The organism is Limosilactobacillus reuteri subsp. simiae, from assembly GCF_020784875.1.
In the GTDB taxonomy this organism is placed as follows: domain Bacteria; phylum Bacillota; class Bacilli; order Lactobacillales; family Lactobacillaceae; genus Limosilactobacillus; species Limosilactobacillus reuteri_H.
Map to the genome: position 1 here is coordinate 24,497 of NZ_JAJGUI010000006.1, position 26,670 is coordinate 51,166.

A 26,670-nucleotide genomic window follows, 5' to 3' on the forward strand; every position below is an offset into this window, starting at 1 on the left:
TTGACCTCCTTTATGAATGGCTTACCAATATTAAAAATAAAGTAAGTCTTTTCCCTAATGTAAAGATTAGCACCATAACTGCTATACTACGACTAGGGAAATACCTATATTTTGAACTAAATGAGGTGCTAATATCCATGAATCGTTATGATCGTCAAGAAAGGGTACATCAAATTGGTAGTATTGGTCAGCAAAAAATTAGCCATGCAACTATTATGATTGTTGGTGTAGGGGCATTGGGAAGTTATACAGCCGAGCAACTTGTCCGTGCTGGAGTTAAAAGACTTGTCTTGATTGATCCTGACACTGTTGACGTAACTAATCTTCAACGTCAATCGCTTTTCACCGAAGAAGATGCTAGCCAACAACGGCTTAAGGTCGAAGCAGCTAAAGAACATTTACATAAAATTAATTCAGCATGTCAAATTACTGCGATCCCAGCGCCGATTACTGCTGACCTTATTGACGAATATCAGTTTACCCTTTGTTTAGACTGTCTTGATAATTATCAAGCACGGGACCTATTAAACAAATTAGCAATCATCAAAAATTTTGATTATCTGTTTGCCAGCTGTGCAGGAACCTATGGGAACGTAATGGCGATTTCGCCACAAAATCATCCCTGCTTGAACTGTCTTTTTCCTAATATTAATGAATTAAAACAAAACGATTGTGATTTAATTGGGGTTAATACTGCTTTAATTCCTATTGTAGCGGGACTACAGGTATCTTTAGCGCTTCATTATCTGGTTGACAAAACACAGGTTAATTTTAATGAATTGATCACTGTTGACAATTGGTCAATGCAATTTAGTAAGTTTGCTATTAATAAAAATCACCATTGTCCCGCCTGTGCTAAGCCTAGCAGTATTTCTTTAGAAGAAGAATCAGCACCAGAATTACATATGTTATGTGGGGAAAATGCATATTATACAGTCAAAGAGAAACCTATTAATTTTGGCAGACTTAAAGAATTTTTAGCTAAAAAAGAGCTCTTAATTAACGCAAATCGATTGTTTCTTCATTTTAAATGGGAAAATCGTCCAGTAAGTATATTCAAGAATGGTAAGATTGTTATGTATGACTTACCTACTTCGGCGATTGCCCAGAAACAGTTTAAGTCGTTAAATATTTTGATGAAAGAAGACCTATTATGAAAAAAATCGCAATTTTAACGGTTAGCGATAGCCGAACATTAGATAGCGATACTTCTGGAAAATTAATTGCTATGAAGATGGCTAACGCGGGCTTATCAGTAGTTGATCGGGTAATCGTTAATGATGATGTTGTCAATATTCAAACTGCCTACCTTCAACTAGAACAACAAGCTCTTGATATCATCATTACTAATGGTGGAACAGGAATTGCTCAGCGTGATGTTACTATTCCGGCTATTCGTCCACTCCTCAAACGCCTAATTCCGGGTTTTGGGGAAGCGTTTCGCCAGATATCTTTTGATGAAATTGGTACTCGTGCGCTTGCATCACAAGCCCTAGCAGGATTTAATTTCCGCAATCAGCTTACCTATTGTTTACCTGGTTCTCAGAATGCCTGTCAAACGGCTCTAAACAAACTAATTTTGCCAGAATATGAACATTTATTATTTGAAAGCAGTTCTCAACGAAAGGAAGTTCATCACCATGCTCACTAGAAGAATTCCAATCTCAGTTGCCGAGGCACAGAAAAAAATTAACGAAATTCCCCTTAAAACAGCTACAGAGACAATCCCGTTATCAGAAGCTAACCACCGTGTTTTAGCTAAAGATGTTCATGCCAATTATGATTATCCTCATTTTCGACGGGCTGGAATGGATGGTTATGCCATTTTAGCCAGCGATGATCATGATTTTCCTCGCGAATTTAACGTCCGAGGAGAGATTCAAGCTGGAGCAACTTGGGATCAACCATTACAATCGGGGGATGCGGTCCGAATTATGACTGGTGCATATGTCCCTTCTGATGTAGGAAAAGTAATTCGAATTGAAAAAACACGGCCCGCTAAAGATGAAAATAAGGTTCAAATTATTACGACTGAAAGCAAAACTAACATTACGGAAGCTGGTACTGATGTAAAAAGCGGTGATATCGTTTTAGCAAAAGACCAGGAAATAAATCCCGGTGGCCTAGCAGTTTTAACGGCTTTTGGTGTTCAAAAAGTAACAGTTTATAAAAAACCACGGATTGCAATTATCGCCACTGGAACTGAATTATTAGGACCTAATGCCACGATTGAACCGGGAAAGATCTTTAATAGTAATGGTATTATGTTAAAAAATCTTGTAGAAGAAACTGGTGGGATTGTTGATTTTGAAACCCAATTACCAGATGATGCTGATCTTATCAAGCAGACTCTTGAAGAACAAATAGCAACTCATGAAATTGTAATTACTGATGGTGGTGTTTCAGTTGGTGATTTTGATTTTATTGGAGATGAAGCACGTAAAGCTGATGAATTGCTTTTTAATAAGATTAAACAACGACCAGGAAGCGTTACGACTGCCTTTGTTCAAAATGATACGTTAATAATGGCCCTTTCTGGGAATCCAGGAGCTTGTTTTACTGGTTTTTACCTTTATATGGAACCGCTGATTCGCCGTTATCAACACCAAGCCAGCCGAATTAAGCAAGTACGGGCAATATTAGCGGCCCCATATAATAAAACAAATGGGTTCGATCGGTATCTTCGTTGTACTTATGAATTCAAAGATAATCAATTTTATGTTTATCCAAATGGAATCAACAGATCTGGTTCATTGGCTAACCTCCAGACGACAACCTGTTTAGCACTGATTCCGCATAGTACTACTCCAATGAAGGTCGGAACGGAGACAGACGCATGGCTATTACCCTTCAAATAATCGGTCGTAAAAAAAGTGGCAAGACTCTTATCACTACGACTTTAATCGAAAGGCTCTCAAAAGAAGGATATCGAGTAGCTGCTCTTAAACATGATGCCCATAATGCCGCAATGGATGTGCCAACTACTGACAGTGCTAGAATGAGTAGCGCTGGAGCTAAACAGGTTATTTTACAATCTGCGACTGAATTTTTCTTTCATCAAAAAAGTAATGTCCCGTCTTTAACGGAAATGGTTGAATTATTAAGTACCGACAATGATTTTGTCTTGATTGAAGGTCATAAGGAAGCCACTCAATATCCGCAAATTTTATTATTAAAGCCTGGCGAAGATCCTACCAATGTTGCTCATACTCCCCCTCTTAAAATAGGTAGTATCTTTAATGGAACAACCGCTGACTTATTAGGAAAAGATGCAATTGTAAATTGGTGCTATGACTACTTAAAACAAGTAAAGGGGGATGCAGGATGATTGGATTAGTATATGCTGGTGGTAAATCTACCCGTTTTGGGAAAGATAAAGCTACTTATCATGTTCCAGGATTACCAGCTACCAATATAGAGCTAGCAGTCGAGAAATTAACACCCTTTTGTCAGCAGATCGTTGTTTGTGCTAATGAAATAAATCGAGCGCATATATTAAAGTTGGTTGGTCAAGAACCGGCTGTGCAGATTATCTGTGATATTCCCCCTTATGATCATCATGGTCCCCTCTCAGCAATTATTGCTTGTACTAGTCATTTTTCAACTCTTCAGGACTATTTAACTCTGGCTGTTGATTATCCTTATCTCACAAAAGATTCACTTGCTGTTCTTGCTCGTACGTCCAACTCTTATATTGCAACAAGCCAGCATAGCCATTATTCATTAGCTCATTTTTCAATTAGCAATGAACAAGTTACTACTTGGGTCGCTGATAATGATGACTGGCGATTACGTAGTTTCATCATTAATAAATGTGTCTCTCACCCCCTCGTATATCGCTCAAGTGCCGAATTTTCAAATTTAAACTATCGTGAGGTCGATTTAAATGAAAAGTAAAGATTCAATGACAAATCCTGATTTTCAAAAACTCATTTCCCTTGTCTTAAATGACTTAACAATCAGACGAACAATGTTAGAAAATCGGGAACAAGAAGTAACCCAACAAATGAGTTCACTGGAAAAAGATGCTGAATTAGAGCAATTGGATGACCAAATTCAACAAATTCAAGCTGATTTTGACCATTACCGCGAATTCCAGGATCCGGAATTTGATTTTAGTGCAACCAAGTATTTCCAGGGACCATCGATGGGGTTACCACGACATCCTTAAAAGCTAGATGGCAGGGCTAAAGAAGCAGAGCTTTTCTTAGCCCTGCCTTTTAAGTTGTCTATCGTTGCTTCTAACCAAAGAAAGCGTTATTATATAAAATAGGAATATTATGATAACAATTGGGGAATTTTATTGGGGAGGAAGCAGATCGTGCTTGAAACAGCTAATTGGATACAAAAATATTTTAATCAATCACCAGATGCAATCTTCTTATTTAAAAATGATGATCTTTTAGTCAGTAATGAGCCGGCACAACGGTTAGTTACTATGCTTAATTTAGATGTCAATTACCTATTACAAATTGGAAAGAACGCTTGGTCACAACTGGAAAATGATGACTGTGCGTCATGTCTGATTAAAAAGCGGTTAAAAGGAGCTGCAGTTCCGATAACATTTCATTCCAATGCTACTCATCCCTTTCACTTTTCGATGGTTTACCGTCCTCTTGATGATAAAGAAAATGTCTTTGCCCTAACTCTTGAAAATCGTGAGCAACAGCAGCGTCTTTCTCAGGTTGAAGAGCACCGAATTCTTAATCAATACGTAAATGAAGCGCACGAAAAGGAACGGCAAAAAATTTCACAAGATCTTCACGATAGTGTTGCACAGGGAATCTATGCAGCAATAATGGGCATTCAAAGATTAGCAACGGTGCAAAATCAAAGAAACACTGAGCAGTTTCAATCAATGAGTGCTGCAATCGAAAAGCAGTTACAAACGACCCTTAAAGAGATTAAAGGGCTCGCACTTGATATTCGCCCCTCGGTTCTTGATAATTTTGGCTTAATTCCAGCAATCAAAGCTTTAGCAAAACGTCTTCAAAATAGTACGGGAATCACGATTAATGTTATAGCCCTTACCTCTGCTGAAAAATTACAAAAAAACATCCAAAACGTTCTTTACCGTATTACACAAGAGGCAATTAATAACGCAATTAAACATGCTCATTCAACAGAAATAAGTATTATTGTTACGGATCACAATAGTTACCTTCAGTTAGAGATTCTTGATAATGGTATCGGATTTGATATTGATCAGCATAGTGGATTTAATGGGCATTCACTTGGATTAATGAATATGAATGAACGCGTTAAGGCATATAACGGGGCCTTTACAATTACATCAAAAATTAATAAGGGAACGACAGTCAAAGTGAAGTTTCCTTATAATAATACTTTGAATAAGGATATGGTGAGAACAAATGTATAACGTTTTAGTTGCAGACGACCACGCAATTGTTCGCTCAGGAATTTCATACTTAGTCGATCTTCAGCCGAATTTTACGGTGATTGATGGGACAGCGAGTGGAACTGATACATATATTCGAGTTGAACAAGGTGGAATTGATATCTTAATTATGGATCTAAGTATGCCCCCTGGCGAAAATGGTCTGATTACGACTCGGCGAATCCATGACAAGTTTCCAAAAGTTAAAATTATCATTCTCTCGATGCACGAAGAACAGGAGTATATCAACAAGGCAATGGCAAATGGCGCAATGTCTTATATTTTGAAGAGTTCACCAGATAGCGAAATTGTTAATGCGCTAAAACATGTTATAAATGGCGAGAAGTACCTTGATGCAAATATCATCGTCAGTAAGAAAGATATTAGAGAAATAAACGCATCTGGTAATACCTTAAAACTAAAGGGCTACAATAGTCTTTCAAAAAGGGAGAAAGAAGTCTTTCCGCTTATTGCTTTAGGATATTCAAATAAAGAGATCTCACAAAAGATGTTTATTTCAACAAAGACAGTAGAAGCACATAAAGCAAATATTTCACGCAAACTCCATTTACACGGACGGGTTGAACTAGTACAATATGCTATTCATCACCATTTAATTGACCTTTAACTAGGCGGGGATTCTTAATTAGGAAGAATCCCCGATTTTATTTACTTCGATGTTTTTCTACAATAAAGAAAATATGATTAAAGGAGTGGATTTTTAATGGCTACGAATCTCAGTCGAGAAGATGAATTACGAGGAATTCTTAGTGATATTGCTCGTAAACGCTTTACTAATAGTCGACAAGTTAATCCTGTTTCTAACTTATTTTTAACAACTAAATACGCCATTGAAAAACAATATATTTCTGGAGCAGTTATCGACGCATCATTTAGTTCAACATTAGCAGAGATAAATTTAAAAAATGCTGTTTTAACTGATCGCGGTCGTAATAAGCTTGCACAACTTCTTGCTCAATCAACAAAGGAGAATTAATTAAGATGGATATCCAAGATAAGTTAAAACGAGATTACGAAAATAAATCGATCTATACTGCAGGCTTTTACGCAGACCCAGATAATGAACTTGCAAATCGTAAAAAATTATTTGATGCCTTAAAATCATTAGTCAAGAATCAAGAAGCAACAACCCCGTTTGCCTTACAAATCATGCTTACAAATGGTGAAATTAATGTAATGCCCCTCGGACTTGTTGACCTTGAAGAACTTAAAAAATATGAAAGTGAACAACGATCCAAGCACGGTTTAGATGCACATAACGATGATATTCCTCTGCTAATCCAATATGCCCCTCATGCAGAAAAAAAAGAAGTGGTTAAAGAAAGAATAGGCACCGTGCAAGATCTTTTTACAAACTTTAACGAGCAAATTGAGAAAATATGGCAAACTGTTAAGAAATTTATGCAGGATAATTTTGCTTTATTAACGACTATCGAAAAGGATTTGATTGCAGATAGTCAGAATGTGATGCAAGAGTATCAGATCACTTTTTCTAAGATGACTGAGGCGGAACGAAAAGAAAAGCTGGGATTTAGTGTTCCAGAAAATGAAATCAACCAATTCTGCCGCTACATGGCTGATATGCATGAAGTTCAAGCAATCGTATTATCTGCGGGAGCCTTTGCTAACCATGAGCTTCTTGGTAAAAATTCCTTTACTGAAATGATAAGCGATAATATTCGACGGAGTACCCTCTTTTGGGTTCTTGATAATACCTTCTATGAAATTTACTATTATTTCTACATGAGTAATGACAATAATAAACTACATAAGCGACTTAAACATCAACGAGAAGCTCTCATCGTTAATATGCGTAATGATGCTTTTCATCGTGCACAAGAATTTACTGAAAAACAAATTAAAAATGTTGATTTTAATGAGTATTTCAGTGATATCTTCATCCCCGTTGCTGAACAAATAATTGCTGAAGTAAATAAATTTAAGGACTGATATTGTGAATTTAACACCAGATGAACGGTTGGTAGATGCATTAGCAACCATTATTTATCAATATCCTCCCATAGTTCGCGAAATGATTAACTTGAGTACTGGTGAAGAAGAACGTCGGCTAAGGTTGTCGCTTTTTGAGGCTTTTAGTTATTTCAACGAAAAAGAACTCACAATTGATCAAATCACAGCTGCTCAACTACCAGAACTATTGGCATTAGCAACTCATTTGAATCCTCCTTCTTTTCAGCCAAATAACCTAACTCCTGGGGAATTCGCTAGTCAAAAAGCTTATTCATATGTTGCGAGCTACTTAATGAATCGCTTTGTCCGTTCCCTAAGTACTGTGGGTAATCCTCCACAAGTAATTGAGGAGTTGACAACTGACGCTGGAGATGTGATGCTTGCACAGATTCAACGGCTACAGTTTAACTATAATCAGCAATTTAAGGTAGCTGACTATTTAGCAGATGTTAAAGCACGATGGGGATTACTTGGAGCAATGACTGCAAAACAAAGTGCCGTCCTTAGTGGAGCAGGAAAGGAAGTTGTTTCACTGGCGGGACAGATTGGTCAAGCCTTAGGTACTGCTAGTTATATTACACATGAGTTTCAACAGCTTAGTAATGATCTCAACTCGTTTACAAAGATGATAACGAGTGGTCAGTATCCCTTGGCGCTTTTATTCGCTCGCCAACAAAATCCACAATGGTTTAGTAATTTCTTCTCGTCAGATCATCGTCCTTCACAAGCAATGTTTAAGCAAGCCCATCAATTAGCACTTGAACGAATTGATGATGTCAAACAACTAATTGCTGATATCTTCTCCCAGCTAATCCTTGATATTAAAGTGTTACCAGCTGGCCAAACTCAGGATGAATTGTTTCGATTAGTTGAAAAATTAAAAAAAGAATAATTTAAAACTAAAAATGGAGATTAGGGAAAAATTACCCTCATCTCCATTTTTTCAATGTATTATTTAACGATGTGAACATCACCATGAATGTAATGTTTCCATAGAGCAAACCAACAAATTACACCGGTTAACCCTAAGAGTGCAATTCCAAGCTCATAACTGCCTGTCCATTGGTAGATATAACCAATAATTAGTGGCGGAAAGAAACCTCCTAAGCCACCAACTGCTCCAACGAAACCAGTAACCGCTCCCGTATTACCTTGGGATACATATGGAACCATTTTGAAGACAACCCCGTTACCAATTCCTGCAGAAAGACCAACCAAAACAATCCCTGCGATAAACATGAATTGATTGTGAAAACTAAGCATAATCCAAATAGCAAAAATAACGATTGCTACAAAGACCCATTGTAATAATGCCATGGGGCGTTTTCTATCAGCAAGGTAACCACCAAATGGACGAACTAACGTACATACGAAAGCAAATAATGCTGAATAAAGGCCGGCAGTAACAGGAGTATAATGAAACATCCCTGTCAAGAATGTTGGCGTTAAGTTTGTAAATGCAACAAATAAACCAAAAGTCAAGAAGTAAAATAGTGATAGATACCATGTTCCACTGTCCGCGGCAACAGACAATGCGCCCTTAATCGTTTTACTTTTATCAACTGGCATTTCCTTACAAAAGACTGCGAAAAGAACACCAAAGATTACTGTAAGAATAATCAAAAAGTAGTAAACACTATCAAATCCCGCTGCCTTGGAAATGTAAGGCAAAGTCATAGCAGCCACAGCATTTCCCATGTTCCCCATCGAGACGATTCCTAGGGCTAGTCCTTGCTGTTCTGGTGGAAACCAAACTGAAGCATAAGAAACCCCAACAGCAAATGATGTTCCTGACATCCCAACAAGCAATGCGGCAAAGAGCAACATTCCAAATGAATGAACATGTGGAATCATAATTAGTGGAATCAAAATAAAGGCCATTAAGATCAAATAAACCTTTTTCCCGCCGTAACGATCACTTAAGATCCCTACTGGAATTCGCATAATTGATCCCAAAAGTACTGGTGTCGCTAATAACAACGTTCGCTGCGATACATCCAAATTGAACATCTCAGCAATTTGGGATGCAAGTGGCGCAAAGTTAGACCACGACATAAAACAAACAATCATTGCAAGCGTGGAGAGGATCAATGCAGTATAAGCATTTCGCCTACTCCCATGAGCAACATCTTTAACACTTGACATAATCAAGTCCTCCTCCTATGTAATTCTAACTATCTTCTAGAGTAATCTAGCCACCACTAACCGGCGGAATGATTGCGATTTCATCATTGGCCTCTAAGGTAATTATATCTGTGTTAACAAATTCTTGATTAATTGCTATCCGCGAATTTGCTAAAGTTGACGTCAGTTGTGGTGCCTGCTGGCTAATTTGCTTAAGAAGGTCATCTACTCGAATAGGATTAGCAACATCAAGAGTAATAGATGGTCCTAACTGATCTTGTAAAAACGCAAATAATTTAACGTTAATTTCCATTAGTTTCCCCACCTTACCTTATCTGTATCATATTCCTTTTTCCAGATTGGTACTTCATGCTTAAGTGTATCAATCACATGTTGGCACCATTTGAATGCTTCTGCACGATGCGGAGCCGCCACACCTACAAATACCGCGATATCAGTAAGCGTCAATTCACCAGTCCGATGAGCGACAACAACGCGTCCTCCTTGTTCTTCAATCGGTGTTGCAATTTTTTCTAATTGTTTTTCCGCCATGGGATGATAAGCTGAATACTCAATCTTAGTAGTCTCGATCTCGCCAGTCCATTGACGAACAGTGCCGACAAACATATCAATTCCTCCGTATTCTGGAGCAACAAGCTGTTTATACATCTCACTTACATCAATGGGTTCATCGCTTATTCGTAAATAATGCAACAATAATCACCCGCCTTTATCATGCTTATTATTACACAAGATAATAGTTCTTTAGAATTAGTCAAATCCCTAATAATAGGATTTTAAGAGACTTGTTATACTAGCACCTGAATGAAAGGACGATTAATCAATGAATACTTTAATTCTCTACGATACACTCTACGGTCATAACTTCGAATTGGGAAACTTTATTTATCAAACTATACTTCCGTCTGCCATTTTTCTTTCTTTTAAGGAGGCTCTCCAAGTAAAATTAGATAGTATTGACTTACTTATCCTCTGTCCCTGTACTTATGGGGAAGGACAATTCACAGCCTCTGAAGAAAAGTTCTATAATTATCTTTGTCAGTTTTCTTTCCCAAGGCTGGTTTATTATATTGCAGGTGTAGGAGATAAAAATTTTGGCCCAGCAAAATTTGCTAACGCAGTAAATATTTTTGATCACCAATTGCGTCAACATGGTGCCTCACCATTAGCATCTTCATTAAAAATCGACTATGAAGACCTGCCAACCGCTCAGCAAACAGTTACTGATGAAATCACTAATTTCTTAAGAAAAGGAAGAGATTCTAATTACTAAGCATCATTATCATCTAACACTTTTTACTGCAATTTTATTGGTTATTGTTACAATCGTTCTCGCTCTTTCTTGTGGACGGATCTATTATTCACCAATCATAATCTTTCAAACGTTACTTCATCCCCAAAGTAATCCAGCCGCAGCAAACATTATTTTTAACCTTCGTCTTCCTAGAATCATCGGTGCGCTGTTAATTGGTGCTGGTCTAGCAATGGCTGGTTGTTCTTTCCAGAGTGTTTTTCATAATCCTTTGGTCTCACCTGATATTTTAGGGGTGTCGTATGGTTCGGCCGCCGGGGCTGCTAGTGCAATTCTCTTAGGCTATGGCATTGGACTTACTCAGCTTTTTGCTTTTGTTGGTGGAATTATTGCGGTCAGTTTAACTTTATTGATTGCCCAAATCCTTCATCAGCGCGGAACCTTAATTCTAGTATTAGCCGGAATTGTGATTTCTGGTTTTATGCAGGCATTAGTTGGATTATTAAAGTACATTGCTGATCCAGATTCACAATTACAAAGTATTGTCTACTGGCAACTAGGTAGTTTAGCAAAAGTTGATTTTTCGAATATTATTGCTGTTCTTCCCTTTTTGATTATAGGTACAATAATTCTACTCGTTCTTCGCTGGCATATGACAATTCTTTCACTTGGCAACCAACAAGCACGTTTAGAAGGAATTAATGTGGATATGGAGCAACTACTGATAATTACCGCCAGCACGTTTTTAACCGCTGCAACAGTTTGTCTTAGCGGAAATATTGGCTGGATTGGACTTGTAATTCCGCATATTGCTCGACTTTTAGTTGGGGATAATACAAAAGAAACTCTTCCCCTTGCAGCAGTTATTGGTGCGCTATTTTTGTTAATTGTCGATACAATGGCTCGATCCCTATCGGCAGGGGAAATTCCATTAAGTATCCTAACTGGCTTCATCGGCGCACCCTTATTTGTTTATATTCTAATGAAGAAGAAGGTGCAATTAAATTGAAAGTCCTCGAAGTTAATAACCTTAGTTTTGCCTATTCAAAAACACATCCGGTCTTTCACAACGTTAACTTTAGTCTCGAAGCTGGAGAGGTATTTACTATCCTTGGCCCTAACGGTGTTGGAAAATCAACTCTTCTCCACTGTTTAGTCGGACTTTTGACACCAAATGAAGGAACCGTAATAGTTAACGGAAAAGAGCTTGGAAATTTGAAGCACAAAACGCTTGCACAACAAGTTGCCTATGTTCCTCAGGATTATCATATTAATTCCAATCTCACAGTAGTTGATTATCTATTAACTGGTCGTGCACCTTACCTTTCTTTTCTCCAAACTCCGCATCAGAAAGACGTTCAACTTGCTGAAACCTATTTACAACGTTTTCATCTTTCACCTTTTCGTGATCATCCCTTTATCTCATTAAGCGGTGGTCAACAGCAACTAATTACGATTATTCGAGCCCTACTTCAACAACCGCGCTTGTTAATTCTCGATGAACCTATGGCTGCCCTTGATTTAAGTCGACAGTACGAAATATTAAAACTAATTCAAGACTTAGCTCAACAAAAAATCACCATTATTCTTACTACCCACCTTCCAGACCATGCTTTAATGCTACCAACTACAATCGGCCTTCTTGATTCAAAAGGTTCCATGCTTACTGGATCGTGTGAGGAGTTAATGACAACTGAACAGCTAGAAAGGATCTATCAGGTTCCACTAACTCTTACTTACCTCCCCCGATTACAACGATATACTTGTCAAATTAAGCTCTAGTTAAAAACATCCCCTTGCTTTGGATAATTAATATCCAGTTTAGGGGATGCTTTTTTTATGCTAATTTTCACCAGCTAAAATTTGCTTTGCCTGTTTAACTGTTAAATTGTAGTGGTAGTATTTTTGGTAAAATTTTTGAACTTCAGAGACCATGTTAATATTCTTCATTTCTTGGGGATGAAGAGTCTTAGCTGCCCATAAGACTTGAAGTGCTTCTTCCGCACTATAACGATCCCATGGGAAGGTCCCTTGAGGATTTCCGTATACTTTGTTTTCGCGCACAGCCTTCAATTGACTTAGCTGACTGTTAGCACGTAACGCTTTTCGCGCTTGGGCAGTAGATGTACTACCAACGATAATTACATCTGGATTCGCTTTAATCAATTCTTCAGGCGTAACTGAAATTTGATTTCCCTTTTTAGAAATAGCATTCTTTCCACCTGCTAGTTTAATCCATTCGTTAACAATTGTTTTTTGTCCGTCAACCTTGGTAAGATCTGTTGCATTAACAATATGAAGAACCGTTGGCGTTGATTTTCGGCTCTTCAAATGCTGCTTAACAAGATTAATGTTGTTTGTTAATTCTTTATTGTATTGCCGAGCAATCTTTGGAGAATTTCCCCCTAAAATCTCTGCAGTTAATGTGACCGATTTCTTTAACCCAGCAAAATCAGTATACATTGCGTTAACTGTTGGTAGTTTTGCTTGACGGGATTCCTTTATTTGAGCTTGATCGGAAGCAATTACAACGTCCGGTTTTATTTTTACCAATTCTTCAACTTGAATTTGATTGCCTGCTAATGGCGCAGCAACTTTAGCAATTTTTGGATCTACCACTGTGAACCAATGTTGTTTCTTAACAAGAGGAGTAGTGGCAACTAGTTTGTTTTGTCCCCCTAATAACAGCACAACCTGATTATTAGCATGCCATAAGTCAGCAACACGGTTAACTTTCTTTGGGATCTTTATTTTCTCCCCTGTCATATCTGTTACGGTTCTTGTTGAACTAGCCATCGCCGAACTGCTAATAATACTACTAAACAGTAAAAAGATTGCTAAAAGTTTCAATAATTTTTTCATTATGGTCTCCTCTATTTTATTTATATTTAATTATAGGCGAGTTAAATACAAATAAAATAAGGGTTTTTATCTAATTCCCTAATATTTTCTTACTCTTTTTCGTATTAAAATCAAAGAAAATGGAGGAATATTTTATGAAGCGAAATCTTAAATCAGCAGTATATAAACACCTAAACTTTGCTAATGATTTTCAAAATTTCTTTGATTTTCCGGATTTTCGTGAAATGAGACCAATCATCCGTGAAGCAGTTCAGCAGCTTGCTAAAGATAGCTTTTCGCAACCAGTCTTACCTGTTAAAATTGAGCATCAGGCACTTGCAATTGAGCAACAATTGGAACGGGAAACTAGAAAATATCAGCAACAAGACGGTTTCTACCCTAATCAGCAGTCTGAACTCCATAATTTAATCCGGCTCTACACAAACCTCTTACAAACGATTAGTAAACGTGAAATAATTGATCAAGAGATTGAAGATGTTATTTATGCCGTCAGCCAAACTCGTGAAAGTCTCCGTAAACTAAAAAAGCTTGAAGGTTCCGGAGATTTATATGAGGATAGTCAAGATAAGGAACTTGTGCCAGGAACCTTTTATGATATTGTAACGCGACAGCTAATCCGACCTTACTTGTTAAATCCACAAGGAAAGATGATTCCGAAAAACGTTAATTACGAGGGACGACAATTAGTAATTCAAATGATTACTTATTGCTATCGTGACTGGGATTCTTATCTTACCCACCAATACGATGAGCAATACAACATCAAAAATGAACGTGGCCTGACAAGCAGGGAGTATTACGATAAATTAGAGGAAAACGAACTAAAATATGCTGACCATGCCTATGCTGAGGTGATTGCAGATACGTTTAACGAATTTAAGAAAATTCTTGTCCCCAAATATCTTGCCGCTCTTGATATTATGTCAACTAACATTGAGAAAATACTCATCCAATATCCTCGTCTCCGCTTGCAGTTCAATCAGGTAATCGCAAACAATTTTAAGCTCGATACCCATGGGAAAATGCACGTGATGGACGCCCCACTCCAAGATATAAGAAATAAGTATAACTACTACCGTGAAAACTTTAGTTAGGAGATTTTAGATGATATGAAGCCCAAAATTACACCGGAAATGAAATTAGGGATGAGAGAGTTTGAAAATACCATGTTTATGCTCAAAACAATCCCTTGTGAAGGAAATATCAATCGTTTTGCGCTTCAAGGTAACCTCAACCCAGAACGATTAGATAACATTGCCTGGTTCTTACCGGCATATCTTTCAGCCGATTTCAACCTCTTCTTTATTTTTGCTCCAAACGTCAATAATCGTTGGGCAATTAGTTGCTCACAAGTTCATATTGAGAATGATAACCAAATTACAGCAATGAGCGAAACTGTTCCCACTGGTCTTGGTTTGAATGCAGTAAACGAATTGAGTCCTAGTTCCGCAATTGAATTGGTAGCTTATCTAAAAACACTCGAAGTAAATGGATTAGGTTATTTTGACGAAGAAGTTGGTAAAGAAGAAAATGTCCGTCTTCAATAAACAATATATGATCGATAATTATTAGAGAGCCGATTTTTTATATACTTATTATTAAAAGACACCCTTCACATTTGTGTGAGGGGTGTCATCATCTATACAACTCTCTATATTCGAACTTTTACTAAAAAACCACCCATAAATTCAAATCATATGATGATTCGAATCCCTAATAACGAGCTTTATTATAAATAATCAAATAAAACAAGTATTCACGAAGTAATTTTTGATGGAGCACCTTCAAATCCATTAAAAAACTTCCCTAATGAAATTTAGACCTCTTGTTATCAACTATAAATAAAAATCAATTTAGAATGTAACTTTACCGAAAGTAATTTTGTTAATGTAGCGCTATTAATCATAAACTACTTTATATTAAAACTAACAATTATTTTATACGCATATTACAAGTTATTTAGTACGGTCGAAGGAGTATATGAACTGTATTCAAATACTCTAAATTTATTTTTGGGGTAAACGTATTATCATTTAAGAATGGAGTTAACATTTTAACTAAATTGGTTATTTTATAGCATTCTCTAAGAATATATGATGTCAAAAAAGCCTATATCAATTCATTTTCCCCGTAGGTTTTCTAATAAAAATACTTAGTAAATATTAATCAACTCCTCTTAATTATTTTTAATTTTTTATTGCATTTTCCATTCTATTATCGCATAATTGCTATACATAGCTGTTTGAAACATACAATTTTATATCCTGTGATAATTATAATTCATTAATAAATTCAAAAAAATGATGAACATCAACTTTTGAAATTTTAATAAAGGAATAATAGCTATGAAAAATAAAGATTATATACATCGTGTCCCACTATTTAATGATTTATCTAATGAGGGTAAGGAGTATCTTAAAAGTTTACTACATCACAAAGCTTTTAACAAAGGAGATCTTATTTTTTCACCGAATTCACAAGATGAACTAATTATTGTTGTTTTAGGCCAAATGAAAGTTTATAAGTTGAATAAAGATGGAAAAGAACATATTATCCGAATTATTGGCGCTGGAGATTACGGGGGAGAAAATTATTTGTTCGATCTGCACAATACAACAGTTTATGGTATTGCTCTAACCAAGACTGAAGTGTGTATCCTCTATAAAGCAGATTTTCACAAACTACTAAAAATAGACCATCAAGTTGGACAAAATCTTTTAAAATTAAACGCTAAAAAATCAGTTGAATTAGAAAGACAGGCACAATTACTATCTTTTTATCGCGTTGATGTCAGATTAGTAGCCTACTTAGAAGATCTTTATAATGTTGCTTATAACGAAGAAGAAAATTCTATTACCCTCCCAATGTCGTTAAAAAACCTTGCAAGTTATTTAGGAACTAGTGCTGAAAGTCTCTCCCGTTATTTTAGGGATTTTGAAGCAAAGGGCTGGATAGAACGACATCACAGAAAAATTATTATAAAGCCAGCTTTTTGGGAGGAGTTTAAGTAGGCCTTATGCATATAACATAATTTTAATAGCTATTTATATCCTGAACGTTGATATTAACTAAATTAACATGGAAATAAAATGAATTTTGAAGATTTTTATCATCCAATTGATTTTAATTTCTTCATAAGTAAAAAGATGGTGACCGTCGAGAAAAATATCTCGCGTCACCATCTTTTTATATTTCTTCTGCTTGTTTGTATAGCTTTGAGATCACTTTTGGCGGTAAATTACTATTTTCAAGAAAATCTAGCAACTCATCACGGTTAATGCTGCCTGCTTGAATTCCACTAATAATCTCACTTGACAGTTTAGGTTCTTCTAAATTAATTTCCATTTCAGATACTAATTTAGCAATATCTTTGGTCCTTAACAATTCATAATTAGACCATCCCCGGTTCCATGGACGCCGGATATTTGTAGCAATTAATGCTAAGATTTTAATCAATGGTTCATTAGCTTTATCCTGTTTAACACTCAGGCCATGCTCCTCGTTTAAGAATGCAACAACCTTATTGATTGCATCATTTACACTTGATAATTTAAGCCCATAATCACTCATTTTCAATTGATAAAGTGATAGGAAAGCAGCGCCTTTAAGGTCGTCTCCAGATAATCCATATTGGTTTGCAAGCAGTTCTTCTAATTCTTGTTGATAGTTGCTGATATTTGCAAATGGATTAAAGTTGCTATCACTTAAGACTTCTTTTTCTGGAATATAGTATATCATTCCCTGTTGATGTTTATAAAATGAAGGAAGCCTATTTTCATCTTTAATAAGAAGTGGACTAAAGATGAAAATTTCAGGAGCAATGTCAACATTCGTAAATTCTTTTTTAAAATCAATGATACAGTATTCCATGGTAATTTCGTCGAATTTATTTTGAATGTATTGATCAAATCGCTCTTTATCAATTGCGGGATTTTGCGAATGAATAATTTGGTAAGCTTGTTGGGCAGAAATAAGGCCATACAAAGCAATGAATGATTTAAGATATTCGTCCAGCATTTTATCAGTTTGTGGATTGAATACTACTGGAAGCTTCTCTGATTCACTAAATAATGAAGCGAGAAAATCCTCTATTACTTGATCATCATCTTCATCTCCGTACTCTTCCCCAAGATCGACAGAGTCTTTTTGTGTATATACGAGAATGTCATCATATTCATTATCACTAAGGATATTTTGATCTTTCAAGTACTTCGCTAGTTTTTTCAAAGAAGCCTTGATATTCGTGCGTTCTGTTTTGCCTACTCCGTGAAATTCTAGTTCATCGACACTAGTCTGAATATCAAGATTAAAAATAGTGCTTAAACGATAGGCAACCCATTCATTAAGATAAAATTGCAAGTTATCTCGATAGCGGCGAATAGTTTTAGTACTATAATTATGTTTAGCATCAGCAAGGAAAAGGTCTAAGAGTCGATTATTTGCATCTTGAATTTGTTGGATTGCATTATCAACCCCATCGGCAGTAAGTTTTTCTCCATCTACCTGACTTAATCTTCTTAACTTATTAGTAATTTCTTTTAAGTACAATTCTTCTAAATTTACGTGTTTAATGTTAAACGGTTGAGCCATTTCGATTATCCTAACCGTCTCGTCTTCACCAACATAAATCCTACCCTTTTGTTGTACCCTTTTAACCAATGATTTTGCTAAGTCTACTTCATTGACTAAGTTTTTGGCTTGTGGCCTTATGACATCTTGATAAAAATTAGTTATAGTTTTTATTTGTAAAGGGTGAATCGTTTTACCGATCTGCCAATCCCCACCTGTGGCTAGGTAATCTGCCAATGAGTCGGCAGACAACCCTAATTCTTGCCAAATTATTGCTAGTTGTTTCTCAAAGCGATCTTTAATCGTCTGTTTATTTTTAGCATTTACATCAAATAAGACAATTGCCATCGTAGTAGCATCATTTAAGAAAATCATGTTCTTTTTACGTTTAGCAGTATAGTAAGTAGCATGCCATGAAAAAAGCGGATTAGCTAAGACCATTGCCATATTCTCTTTGTTTGTTGCTTTTTGATAAGTATTAAATAGCTTCTGTGCTTTCTTTTCGACGTTAATAAACACTTAGTTTCCCCCATCTCTTTCCGTAATCATTACATTTCCATCTTCTGGATTTCCATAGACTTCATAAGCACCATTCAACTTAATTTCCCGATAGTCTTGACCAGCATAGTTTCCTTTAATCGTATACTTTCCATCTGGTAAGGTGCCAACAGGTTGGAAGAGCTCTGGTACCGGCTTTTTATCTGTGACGATAATCTCAAATTCGCCGTCTACTCCCCCGTTGCTAAATGTCAATTTTTGACTAGTATCATCATTAATAATGACAACCTCAGCTTTATCAGTAGTTTGACGTATTTCTTCTTCCATTCTAAATTCTCCTACCTTTTTATTTATTACATTTTACAATTATCATTCCCATTTTGCCAATTATCTTTATTAATATTCATAAAGAATAATTTGCGGTATACTATTAATAGACAATTTATTGCATTAGGGGTGCCCATAGTGCTGGGCTGAGATATGCAGTGATGCATGGACTCTAGAACCTGTAAGTTAACGCTTGCGTAGGAAAATGCACCGAACTTTAATACTCAAAGTAGGTGTATCTCCTACCTTGAGTATTTTTTATTTAAGGAGCTAATTTTATGGTACAACGTCAAATTGACTGGTCACTGATCGATCGAGTTCGTACTAAAAACCCGATTGTCCTTAATCTCGCCAATTTAATAACAATTGATAAAGTTGCCGATGCCGTTAGTGCTGTCGGCGCGTCGCCGATTATGTCTGTTGAGCCCACTGAAGCAGATGAGATGGTGGCACTGGCGAATGCCCTTTCTATCAATCTCGGAACAATCAATGAGCATCAGGCGACACAAATTAAGACGGTTTTGCGAGCTGCCACGCCACTCACCCCCCTCGTTTTAGATCCGGTAGCGGTAAGTGCGATTCCATCTCGCTTAGAGTTTGCCCACTCATTGCTAAATGATTTTCATTTTGATGTTATTCGTGGTAACGCCAGTGAAATTGCTGCTTTAGTAGAAGCTGACAATACTAGTCATGGAATCGACGCTGGCAAAGTTCCTAATCAGGTTCAAATTGCCGAAACGTGTGCTCGACGTTACCATTCAATTGTAGTCTTAACTGGTGAAACTGACATAATAACTGATGGGCAAGTTATCTATGAAAATCCCTTTTCTGCCGAGATGTTAACGATGAATGTGGGTAGTGGCGACATGCTTTCTAGTATCATCGCTGCATTTTTAGGGACTACTACTAATACTTGGGATGCTTGTATTGTTGCAACGGTTTTGGTATCTGCTGCTGGAGTATTAGCTAACCGTTATTCAGTTGGACTCGGTTCGTGGCAAGTACAATTTTTTGACCAACTTTCGATTATGGATACGAAATCATTACTAGAATTCTTTGAGGAAAGTGAGGAAGATTACCTTGATTAATGATTATCCCCAGGCTCTAACAATTGCTGGAACTGATAGTGGCGGTGGTGCTGGTATTCCAGCAGATGTAAAAACGATGCAAATGCGCGGCGTATACTCAGCGATGGTAGTTGTAGCAGTCACAGCTCAAAATACATTGGGAGTGCAAGATGCCCTGCGAATGCCTGAAAAATTAATTGATGAGCAATTTGCTTCAATCGCTAATGATTTGAAAATTAGGGCTTGTAAAACGGGGATGCTGGCTGACCCTATCCGCGTAAGAGCGGTTGTACGAAATTTAAAAAAATATGATTTAGGGCCGCTTATTGTTGATCCGGTCATGGTAGCAAAGGGTGGCGCAAAGTTGCTTAGTGATGATGCGATTTCAATTGTAAGGGATGAACTTATCCCCCTCGCCTCTCTGGTTACGCCAAACATTCCAGAAGCTTGTGAGTTGACGGGAATCGCAATAAGGGATAAAAATGATATTAAAAAGGCTGCCCGCGAATTGCAAATGCGTGGAGCAAAAAATATTCTCATAAAAGGTGGCCATGCAGAATCTTCAGACAAGGCTGATGATTATATTTTATTTGAAGATGGTAATGATATGTGGTTAACTGCTCCCCGTGTTAATACTAAAAATACTCACGGAACTGGTGATACAATTTCTGCATGTATTACTGCGGAAATTGCTAAGGGTCACTCCATGGAACAGGCGATTATGATTGGGAAGACATATGTTGAAAAGACGATTAGCAAGGGTATTAATGTTGGTCATGGTCATGGCCCACTTAATCACTGGGTTAAAATTGAAGGAGACGATCTAAAATGATGTTTGATCCAAAAATGTTACAAGTATACTTAGTTGGTGGAACACAAGATGTCCATAATGACGTTGTTAAATTTCTTGAAAAAGTGGAGCTAGCAATGGAGAGCGGTATCACTGCCTTTCAATATCGAGAAAAGGGAAATTCGAAGTTACGGCCTAATGAACGAGTAGACTTAGGACTAGAATTACGGACTTTATGTACGCGCTATGGAATTCCATTGATTGTTGATGACGATTATGAATTGGCTCAGCAAATAAACGCTGATGGAGTTCACGTTGGACAAAATGATACTAAAATTGAACAAGTATCTGTCGCTGTAGGTCATCAGATGTTCATCGGCTATTCCTGTAATACACCAGAACAAGTTGAACGTGCTAATACAATGGACTTTGTTGATTATATTGGTTGTGGTCCCGTTTTCCCTACAAAATCAAAGCCTGACGCTGATGCTGCTATTGGTATCAATCGTCTTGAACGTTTAAACATGATTAGCGAACGTCCTGTAGTTGCAATTGGGGGCATCGATGAAGAAAATATGAAAGTTGTTCATGACACTGGCGTTGCAGGGCTAGCTGTTATTTCCTTAGTCTTTGATAGCAAGGATCTCGCAGCAACTGTAAAGAAAATGAAAAATTTGTATAAATAAAAAATAGCAAGGTTGGAAGTAATTTCAGCCTTGCTATTTTATTAGGGAATATTTTTACTAAAGGTTAGTTTGTCCTTGCTTTTGCTTCCTGCATCCACTTTGAAATTCCAATTGAAATTGCGACTCCAATCCCCAACGGAAGAAAAGCTGTAAAGTTAAGGTGACAAACTTCAAATAACATAAATAATGCTATTAACGGTGCCTGCTGTGACGCTGCTAAAAACAATGAGGCCCCGATAACTGCACACTGAGTTAAGGTAACAACCGGGAAGAAGTGCATATAAGGAATACCGAGAAATACTCCAATAACTGCTCCAGCGGCAATCGATGGCGTCAGTGTTCCTCCATAGCCTCCACATTTGATTGTAAATAAGGTAACTACTACTTTAGCAACTAGACCAAACAAGAGCGCTCCTAGGACCTGAGAATTGACGGTGGTCGTATTCATGGCTAATTGAGCAAGTCCCCGCCCGTTTCCCATAATTTGTGGATAAAAAGCTGCAATTGCTCCTGCTGAGAATGATAAAAGTGGTAATTGCCAAAAAATATTTTCACCCGTTGCCCGTTTACTAGAAGCTGCTTTAACTCCTTGTTTAAACCAGGTTCCGGTTACTCCAAGGATTAATCCTAGCACAATTGCTAATGGAACAGATAGCAAAGAGAAATCTCGACTCCCGACAATATAATATGGCTCGAATCCTTTTAAAATCGAACCAATCATTGTCGCAATTACTGACATAATTAAGCTAACGGAAACTGAACGAGCATTAATGCGCCGGTATAAAATTTCTAAACAGAAAACAGTTCCTGTAATAGGTGCAATATAGACCCCCGCAAAGCCAGCTCCAGCAGCAGCGGCGATTAATAAACGTTTATCTTCGTCATTAAGGTGCAACCACCGATAAGAATCAAGCACTCGAGACCATTTCTGAGCGATAGCAGCCCCTGCTTCTCGTGGGGCTAATTCACGACCGATGGAATTCCCAGTCCCTACGAAAAAGATCTGGGTAACCACGTGAATAAATGTTTTTCTTAACGGCATCTCTTTACCATTCAGGGCATTCTTAATACTAACCGGATGATAATGACGTTGAAGAAAGTACCAAATAATTGTAGCAATTATCCCCCCTATTAGCACTGAGGCAAATCGATGAAGAGGAAAAATATTAATATTAACTGGAATCTTATTTGTCTCGTTAAAGTTTAAAAAATAGTGCTCTGTTAAATCTAGAATAGCGCTAAGGATCAATGAGCTAAAACCAACAACTATTCCAAGAACAACCGTTGCAATAGCTAATGGAATGTTCTCTTGCGTTTCTTTCATCTTCTCGTCTCCTATAAAAATAAATCAACTTCCAGTTTATCACGGATGAATGTAAAAAGATAACAACAATCTCTCACTATGTTGAATATTATGTAAACTAAAATAAGACCGAAGAATACGCGCTAAACTTCTTCCTCGGTCTTATCTTCTATCTCAGATTATTGTTGGACATATGTTTGTGTTTGGGGATTAAATTCAAATGTTAATTTTTGATCAGTTAATTCTACAAAGATCTTCCGGTAATTTTTATCATAACCATTATGAGACATATCTATTGTTACTCTATTTTGAGAAGCCTTGATTTGATAAAGGTTGTATTCACCACTTTGATAAGCAAAGTCAAGGCCGTTATCTTGGTAATGAATATATGAGGCATGTTGTCCATATAAGCGGAAGGTCATTGTTTCGTTAGGTTCATCACTAATATGACTTACTTCAGGTCCCCATGGAATAATCGTATTCTTTTTAACGAATAATGGTAACTTATCAATTGGCGCTTCTACTAAAATTGACCGCTTACCTGCATATTCAACACCGTTCCAAAAGTCAATCCACTCTCCTGCTGGTAAGTATACTGCTCGTGTATTTTGGCCTTCTTGAACTACGGGAGCAACTAGTAATTCATCGCCAACCATATATTCATCGTTCATTGTCCGAACAGTAGGATCCTGATCGTAGTTTAATACTAACGGACGCATTATTCCGAGCCCATTCTTTGTCTCCTTGTAACAAAGATCGTATAAGAATGGAATAAAACGATATCTTAACTTTAAATACTTCCGGTAGATTGAGAGCGTTGGTTCACCGAATACCCAAGGTTCTTGTGCACGGGTTCCCATTGAAGCGTGATTACGATAGAGAGGACTAAATAAGGCTGCCTCAATCCACCGTGTTAGCATTTCGGCCGTGGCATCTGCACCAAATCCACCAATATCAGTTCCCGCAAAGGTAAAGCCACTCATTCCTAAATTACATAATTGAGGAATCATCATTTGTAGATGAGGCCACAAACTTTGGTTATCACCTGTCCAGACGGTTGAATACTTTTGCGTTCCCGCATAAGCAGCCCGAGTAATGACATAAGGTCGTTTATGGCTGTATTTCTTTAATCCATTGTAAGTGGCCTTTGCCATATTATGTCCATAAACATTATGCAATTTCTTATGGGTAGAAGGGTATTTTCCGTCACTAAAGACAATATTATCAGGGATTTCACCTTCAAATGATGCTGGTTCGTTCATATCGTCCCAAATCCCTGCTGTTCCGGTATCAACAAGGTATTTGCAGTTATCAGCCCACCATTGCTGTACTTCTTCTCGGCCGAAATCAGGAAAAACAGCATCACCAGGCCAAACCTTATTAACATAAACGGTCCCATCTGGATTCTTAACAAAGTATCCTTTCTTAACTCCTTCTTTATAAATTTTATACTTTTTATCTTGCTTAACACCGGGATCAATAATCGGCATTACTCTAAATCCTTGGTCTCTCAACTTTGAAACAAATGCTTGAGGATCAGTAAACTTTTCGTTGTTCCAAGTAAATACTCGGTAACCATCCATATAGTCAATGTCAAAATGGATCACATCACAAGGAAGATCATTTTCTCGCAGTTTAGTCGCAATTTCTTGAACTTTTTCAGGACTTACACTGTACCCCCAACGCGATTGCTGATAACCAAGTACCCATTTTTGTGGCAATGGAACACGCCCAGTAAGGTAAGTATAATTTGTAACAATATCGCTCAAGTGCGGACCACCGATAATGTAATAATCAAGATTACCAGCAACTGCGGAATAAAAGTAGTAATTAGCATTTTCTTTTCCCAAATCAAGATGACTCCGATAAGGATTATCAAAGAAAAGGCCGTATGGATGACCGTTCTTCAAGCCTAACATGAAAGGAATAGATTTATAAAGCCGGGTAAAACTTTCTACTTGAGGTGCTGGATTATCAGTGTTCCAGTTATCGTATTCGTAGCCACGTTTATTCAAGTACCCAGTTTTATCACCAAGACCATATATCTGTTCATCAGTGGCTAAAGATTTAATTACCTCAAAATATGTCTTATCTTGGTCACTTCCACCAGCAATATCATGCCCTTCGGCGGCAACTAATTTTGCATGAGCCTCATCTAGTCCACGGTCAATCGGTGTTCGCTTACCCTGATAATCAATGACTAATGGATGACCTTCCTTGTCATATACATCCATTTTCTCGTTGTCGTATATTTTTACAATTAACGCTGCCGTAGTTAATTCAAGATGGTCACCATGATCTAAAACTGTAAATTTAGTTTTAATTGTCTTATCGCCTTCAATGGCATATGATGCTCCTTTTTCACCGTGATCTTGAAATACTCGAATGATTTCAGGCGTAATAACTGATAAAATAATTGAACTGTTTTGATAATTAATCGTAACCCTTTGATCAACAATTGCATATCCACGTAATTGGTTATTCATTAATATCGTCCTTCCACTTTTTTACTTTTATTGTATCGCATTTATTTTAAATGTAAACGTTTTCGTAGAGGGAGGATAACTTTTTAAGAATAAATGGGATATAATTAATTGTAATAATGAAAATGAATGAGGCTTATAAATAATGCATAAAAAAGCACAAATTGGATTCGGACTTTTTTGTTGGATTCTATTCGGAGTATTACTCTTCAATGTTTTAACTAAATCTTTATTTATTCGTTCAATTGATGCGGGTGGCTTTGCCCTAACCACTCCAGTATCTGAGATCAAAACTAATATTCTAACCGAATTAACTTTTATGGGTGACCCAGTTACAGTTGGCATTATAACAATCGGCTTAATGCTTCTATTATGGCGTCGCGGAAGAGCAACCGATAGCGTTTGGTATGGTATGTTACAATTTATCGGTTACTGTTTAGTAATATTAATCAAGTATAGCGTTACTCGTCTTCGTCCTCCCTATCGGTTAATTGATGTTAGTGGATATAGTTTTCCAAGTGGACATACCTTTTCAACAGTTATTTTTACTTTTACGATCTTAGCTCTTCTTTTACCCTATTGTAAAGTTAAATGGCAGAAGGTATTATTAGAAATCCTCGGCGCACTATGGATTATTATTATTATGTATTCGCGAGTTTATTTACGGGCTCATTTTACTTCCGATGTAATTGGGGCCTTCTTCTTAGCTACCGGATGGTGGTTATTAGCTAATAGTCAGCGCGCTATTTTCTTTCATTGGTTACAAAAACCAGTCAATAAAGTCTAATTAGTAAAGCACTGAGCTATAATTGATGTAAAAGTTATAGTTTGGTGTTTTATTTTTCAGATAAACGAATCGCTATATAATTCTAATCCATAACATCCTTTTGTATGTCTGTTTTCCGTAACGATATCTGGAGCTAAAATAGAATTAAGTTTCCTAAAAAAATAATTAAGCGGTAGAATGTGCTGTAAAAAAACTGTTTCTTAAAATTACGTGGGTTATTTTTGAAAACGGGAGTGATAATTTTATGTTGTTCTGCCATAAATAAAAAATCTCCTTATAAGTTATAAGAGATCTTGGGTAGCACCGGCTAGACGTATTGATATTTACTACTTACCTTTTACTGCCTAGCTAGATTCAAGGCGTATAAAAAAGGACATGCATTGTTTAATACAGTGCATGTCCTTTTGCTATAGCGTGGCAACGTCCTATCCTCGCAGGGAGCGATCCCCCAACTACTTTCGGCGTGTTGAAGCTTAACTTCTGTGTTCGGCATGGGTACAGGTGTATCCTT

General features: G+C 37.0%; 29 protein-coding genes, 1 rRNA gene and 1 riboswitch. Of the genes, 21 read left to right on the forward strand and 9 right to left on the reverse strand.

What is annotated here, in order from left to right; all coding sequences use genetic code 11:
- The first annotated feature begins 137 nt into the window (after positions 1 to 137).
- The 11 genes from LMC10_RS00540 to LMC10_RS00590 all read left to right on the forward strand — a co-directional run bounded on the left by LMC10_RS00540 (position 138) and on the right by LMC10_RS00590 (position 8,282).
- Positions 138 to 1,157, forward strand: coding sequence for a HesA/MoeB/ThiF family protein (locus LMC10_RS00540; RefSeq protein WP_229268626.1), 1,020 nt, complete (start codon positions 138 to 140; stop codon positions 1,155 to 1,157).
- A complete protein-coding gene (locus LMC10_RS00545; protein WP_229268627.1) occupies positions 1,154 to 1,651 on the forward strand; it encodes a MogA/MoaB family molybdenum cofactor biosynthesis protein in 498 nt (165 codons plus the stop codon). The genes LMC10_RS00540 and LMC10_RS00545 overlap by 4 nt, the downstream gene beginning before the upstream one ends.
- Positions 1,641 to 2,858, forward strand: coding sequence for a molybdopterin molybdotransferase MoeA (locus LMC10_RS00550; RefSeq protein ID WP_229268628.1), 1,218 nt, complete (start codon positions 1,641 to 1,643; stop codon positions 2,856 to 2,858). Before LMC10_RS00545 ends, LMC10_RS00550 begins: the two co-directional genes overlap by 11 nt.
- Positions 2,837 to 3,328 carry a molybdopterin-guanine dinucleotide biosynthesis protein B gene (gene mobB, locus LMC10_RS00555; protein WP_229268629.1) on the forward strand — a complete coding sequence of 164 codons (492 nt, stop codon included), beginning with the start codon at positions 2,837 to 2,839 and terminating at the stop codon, positions 3,326 to 3,328. Before LMC10_RS00550 ends, mobB begins: the two co-directional genes overlap by 22 nt.
- Positions 3,325 to 3,897, forward strand: a complete 573-nt coding sequence (locus LMC10_RS00560; RefSeq protein WP_229268630.1) for an NTP transferase domain-containing protein — start codon at positions 3,325 to 3,327, stop codon at positions 3,895 to 3,897. The genes mobB and LMC10_RS00560 overlap by 4 nt, the downstream gene beginning before the upstream one ends.
- A complete protein-coding gene (locus tag LMC10_RS00565) occupies positions 3,887 to 4,171 on the forward strand; it encodes a hypothetical protein (protein ID WP_229268631.1) in 285 nt (94 codons plus the stop codon). Before LMC10_RS00560 ends, LMC10_RS00565 begins: the two co-directional genes overlap by 11 nt.
- Before the next feature lie 150 nt (positions 4,172 to 4,321).
- The gene (locus LMC10_RS00570; RefSeq protein WP_229268632.1) at positions 4,322 to 5,380 is read left to right on the forward strand and encodes a sensor histidine kinase; all 1,059 of its coding nucleotides are present in this window, start codon (positions 4,322 to 4,324) and stop codon (positions 5,378 to 5,380) included.
- A complete protein-coding gene (locus tag LMC10_RS00575; RefSeq protein WP_229268633.1) occupies positions 5,373 to 6,026 on the forward strand; it encodes a response regulator in 654 nt (217 codons plus the stop codon). The genes LMC10_RS00570 and LMC10_RS00575 overlap by 8 nt, the downstream gene beginning before the upstream one ends.
- A 96-nt stretch (positions 6,027 to 6,122) precedes the next feature.
- Positions 6,123 to 6,395: a hypothetical protein gene (locus LMC10_RS00580; protein WP_019253233.1), complete on the forward strand. Its 273-nt coding sequence runs from the start codon at positions 6,123 to 6,125 to the stop codon at positions 6,393 to 6,395.
- A 5-nt stretch (positions 6,396 to 6,400) separates the two neighbouring features.
- A complete protein-coding gene (locus tag LMC10_RS00585) occupies positions 6,401 to 7,369 on the forward strand; it encodes a hypothetical protein (RefSeq protein ID WP_229268634.1) in 969 nt (322 codons plus the stop codon).
- Positions 7,370 to 7,373: 4 nt separating this feature from the next.
- Entirely contained in the window at positions 7,374 to 8,282 is a 909-nt protein-coding gene (locus LMC10_RS00590) for a polyprenyl synthetase family protein (RefSeq protein WP_229268635.1), read from the forward strand.
- A 59-nt stretch (positions 8,283 to 8,341) separates the two neighbouring features.
- On the opposite strand, the gene LMC10_RS00595 is transcribed toward LMC10_RS00590, so the two are convergent.
- From LMC10_RS00595 to LMC10_RS00605, 3 genes are read right to left on the reverse strand one after another with little or no spacing between them, the layout of a single operon-like run.
- Positions 8,342 to 9,535 carry a nitrate/nitrite transporter gene (locus LMC10_RS00595; RefSeq protein ID WP_229268636.1) on the reverse strand — a complete coding sequence of 398 codons (1,194 nt, stop codon included), beginning with the start codon at positions 9,533 to 9,535 and terminating at the stop codon, positions 8,342 to 8,344.
- Positions 9,536 to 9,581: 46 nt separating this feature from the next.
- A complete protein-coding gene (locus tag LMC10_RS00600; RefSeq protein WP_229268637.1) occupies positions 9,582 to 9,827 on the reverse strand; it encodes a MoaD/ThiS family protein in 246 nt (81 codons plus the stop codon).
- Positions 9,827 to 10,228 carry a molybdenum cofactor biosynthesis protein MoaE gene (locus LMC10_RS00605; RefSeq protein WP_267866667.1) on the reverse strand — a complete coding sequence of 134 codons (402 nt, stop codon included), beginning with the start codon at positions 10,226 to 10,228 and terminating at the stop codon, positions 9,827 to 9,829. Before LMC10_RS00605 ends, LMC10_RS00600 begins: the two co-directional genes overlap by 1 nt.
- Before the next feature lie 130 nt (positions 10,229 to 10,358).
- On the opposite strand from LMC10_RS00605, the gene LMC10_RS00610 reads away from it, so the two are divergent.
- Genes LMC10_RS00610 through LMC10_RS00620 form a run of 3 tightly spaced genes read left to right on the forward strand, consistent with a single transcriptional unit; the run spans position 10,359 to position 12,569 of the window.
- Positions 10,359 to 10,808 carry a flavodoxin domain-containing protein gene (locus LMC10_RS00610; protein WP_229268638.1) on the forward strand — a complete coding sequence of 150 codons (450 nt, stop codon included), beginning with the start codon at positions 10,359 to 10,361 and terminating at the stop codon, positions 10,806 to 10,808.
- Positions 10,801 to 11,796 (forward strand): FecCD family ABC transporter permease, encoded by a 996-nt coding sequence (locus LMC10_RS00615; protein WP_411377797.1) that lies wholly within the window; start codon positions 10,801 to 10,803, stop codon positions 11,794 to 11,796. The genes LMC10_RS00610 and LMC10_RS00615 overlap by 8 nt, the downstream gene beginning before the upstream one ends.
- A complete protein-coding gene (locus LMC10_RS00620; protein ID WP_229268640.1) occupies positions 11,793 to 12,569 on the forward strand; it encodes an ABC transporter ATP-binding protein in 777 nt (258 codons plus the stop codon). The genes LMC10_RS00615 and LMC10_RS00620 overlap by 4 nt, the downstream gene beginning before the upstream one ends.
- Positions 12,570 to 12,629: 60 nt before the next feature.
- Here the strand turns inward: LMC10_RS00620 and LMC10_RS00625 are convergent, their stop codons facing one another.
- The gene (locus LMC10_RS00625) at positions 12,630 to 13,649 is read right to left on the reverse strand and encodes an ABC transporter substrate-binding protein (RefSeq protein ID WP_229268641.1); all 1,020 of its coding nucleotides are present in this window, start codon (positions 13,647 to 13,649) and stop codon (positions 12,630 to 12,632) included.
- 134 nt (positions 13,650 to 13,783) lie between these two features.
- Here LMC10_RS00625 and LMC10_RS00630 point away from each other — a divergent pair, with 134 nt between their 5' ends.
- The 3 genes from LMC10_RS00630 (at position 13,784) to LMC10_RS00640 (ending at position 16,660) form a co-directional block, all read left to right on the forward strand.
- Entirely contained in the window at positions 13,784 to 14,743 is a 960-nt protein-coding gene (locus LMC10_RS00630; RefSeq protein WP_229268642.1) for a hypothetical protein, read from the forward strand.
- Between the two features lie 15 nt (positions 14,744 to 14,758).
- Positions 14,759 to 15,196 carry a hypothetical protein gene (locus LMC10_RS00635; protein ID WP_229268643.1) on the forward strand — a complete coding sequence of 146 codons (438 nt, stop codon included), beginning with the start codon at positions 14,759 to 14,761 and terminating at the stop codon, positions 15,194 to 15,196.
- A 798-nt stretch (positions 15,197 to 15,994) separates the two neighbouring features.
- On the forward strand, positions 15,995 to 16,660 hold the full coding sequence (locus LMC10_RS00640; RefSeq protein WP_065532979.1) for a Crp/Fnr family transcriptional regulator: 666 nt from the start codon (positions 15,995 to 15,997) through the stop codon (positions 16,658 to 16,660).
- A 175-nt stretch (positions 16,661 to 16,835) separates the two neighbouring features.
- On the opposite strand, the gene LMC10_RS00645 is transcribed toward LMC10_RS00640, so the two are convergent.
- Together LMC10_RS00645 and LMC10_RS00650 are read right to left on the reverse strand one after the other, a co-directional pair.
- The gene (locus LMC10_RS00645; protein WP_229268644.1) at positions 16,836 to 18,737 is read right to left on the reverse strand and encodes a DUF6933 domain-containing protein; all 1,902 of its coding nucleotides are present in this window, start codon (positions 18,735 to 18,737) and stop codon (positions 16,836 to 16,838) included.
- Positions 18,738 to 19,043: a hypothetical protein gene (locus tag LMC10_RS00650; protein WP_035156433.1), complete on the reverse strand. Its 306-nt coding sequence runs from the start codon at positions 19,041 to 19,043 to the stop codon at positions 18,738 to 18,740.
- A 115-nt stretch (positions 19,044 to 19,158) separates the two neighbouring features.
- A riboswitch (TPP riboswitch) is annotated at positions 19,159 to 19,264 on the forward strand.
- Positions 19,265 to 19,321: 57 nt separating this feature from the next.
- Here LMC10_RS00650 and thiM point away from each other — a divergent pair.
- From thiM to thiE, 3 genes are read left to right on the forward strand one after another with little or no spacing between them, the layout of a single operon-like run.
- Positions 19,322 to 20,131 (forward strand): hydroxyethylthiazole kinase, encoded by an 810-nt coding sequence (gene thiM / locus LMC10_RS00655; protein WP_229268645.1) that lies wholly within the window; start codon positions 19,322 to 19,324, stop codon positions 20,129 to 20,131.
- Complete coding sequence (gene thiD / locus LMC10_RS00660; protein ID WP_229268646.1) at positions 20,124 to 20,942, forward strand: bifunctional hydroxymethylpyrimidine kinase/phosphomethylpyrimidine kinase; 819 nt, start codon at positions 20,124 to 20,126, stop codon at positions 20,940 to 20,942. The genes thiM and thiD overlap by 8 nt, the downstream gene beginning before the upstream one ends.
- A complete protein-coding gene (gene thiE, locus LMC10_RS00665) occupies positions 20,939 to 21,586 on the forward strand; it encodes a thiamine phosphate synthase (protein WP_229268647.1) in 648 nt (215 codons plus the stop codon). Before thiD ends, thiE begins: the two co-directional genes overlap by 4 nt.
- Before the next feature lie 64 nt (positions 21,587 to 21,650).
- Here thiE and LMC10_RS00670 read toward each other — a convergent pair whose 3' ends face one another.
- Both LMC10_RS00670 and LMC10_RS00675 read right to left on the reverse strand, forming a co-directional pair.
- Positions 21,651 to 22,910, reverse strand: coding sequence for a chloride channel protein (locus LMC10_RS00670; protein WP_229268648.1), 1,260 nt, complete (start codon positions 22,908 to 22,910; stop codon positions 21,651 to 21,653).
- Positions 22,911 to 23,068: 158 nt separating this feature from the next.
- Positions 23,069 to 25,375 (reverse strand): glycoside hydrolase family 31 protein, encoded by a 2,307-nt coding sequence (locus LMC10_RS00675; protein ID WP_229268649.1) that lies wholly within the window; start codon positions 25,373 to 25,375, stop codon positions 23,069 to 23,071.
- Positions 25,376 to 25,517: 142 nt separating this feature from the next.
- On the opposite strand from LMC10_RS00675, the gene LMC10_RS00680 reads away from it, so the two are divergent.
- On the forward strand, positions 25,518 to 26,159 hold the full coding sequence (locus LMC10_RS00680) for a phosphatase PAP2 family protein (RefSeq protein WP_229268650.1): 642 nt from the start codon (positions 25,518 to 25,520) through the stop codon (positions 26,157 to 26,159).
- Positions 26,160 to 26,571: 412 nt separating this feature from the next.
- On the opposite strand, the gene rrf is transcribed toward LMC10_RS00680, so the two are convergent.
- Positions 26,572 to 26,670 (reverse strand): 5S ribosomal RNA (gene rrf / locus LMC10_RS00685); the annotation flags it as partial.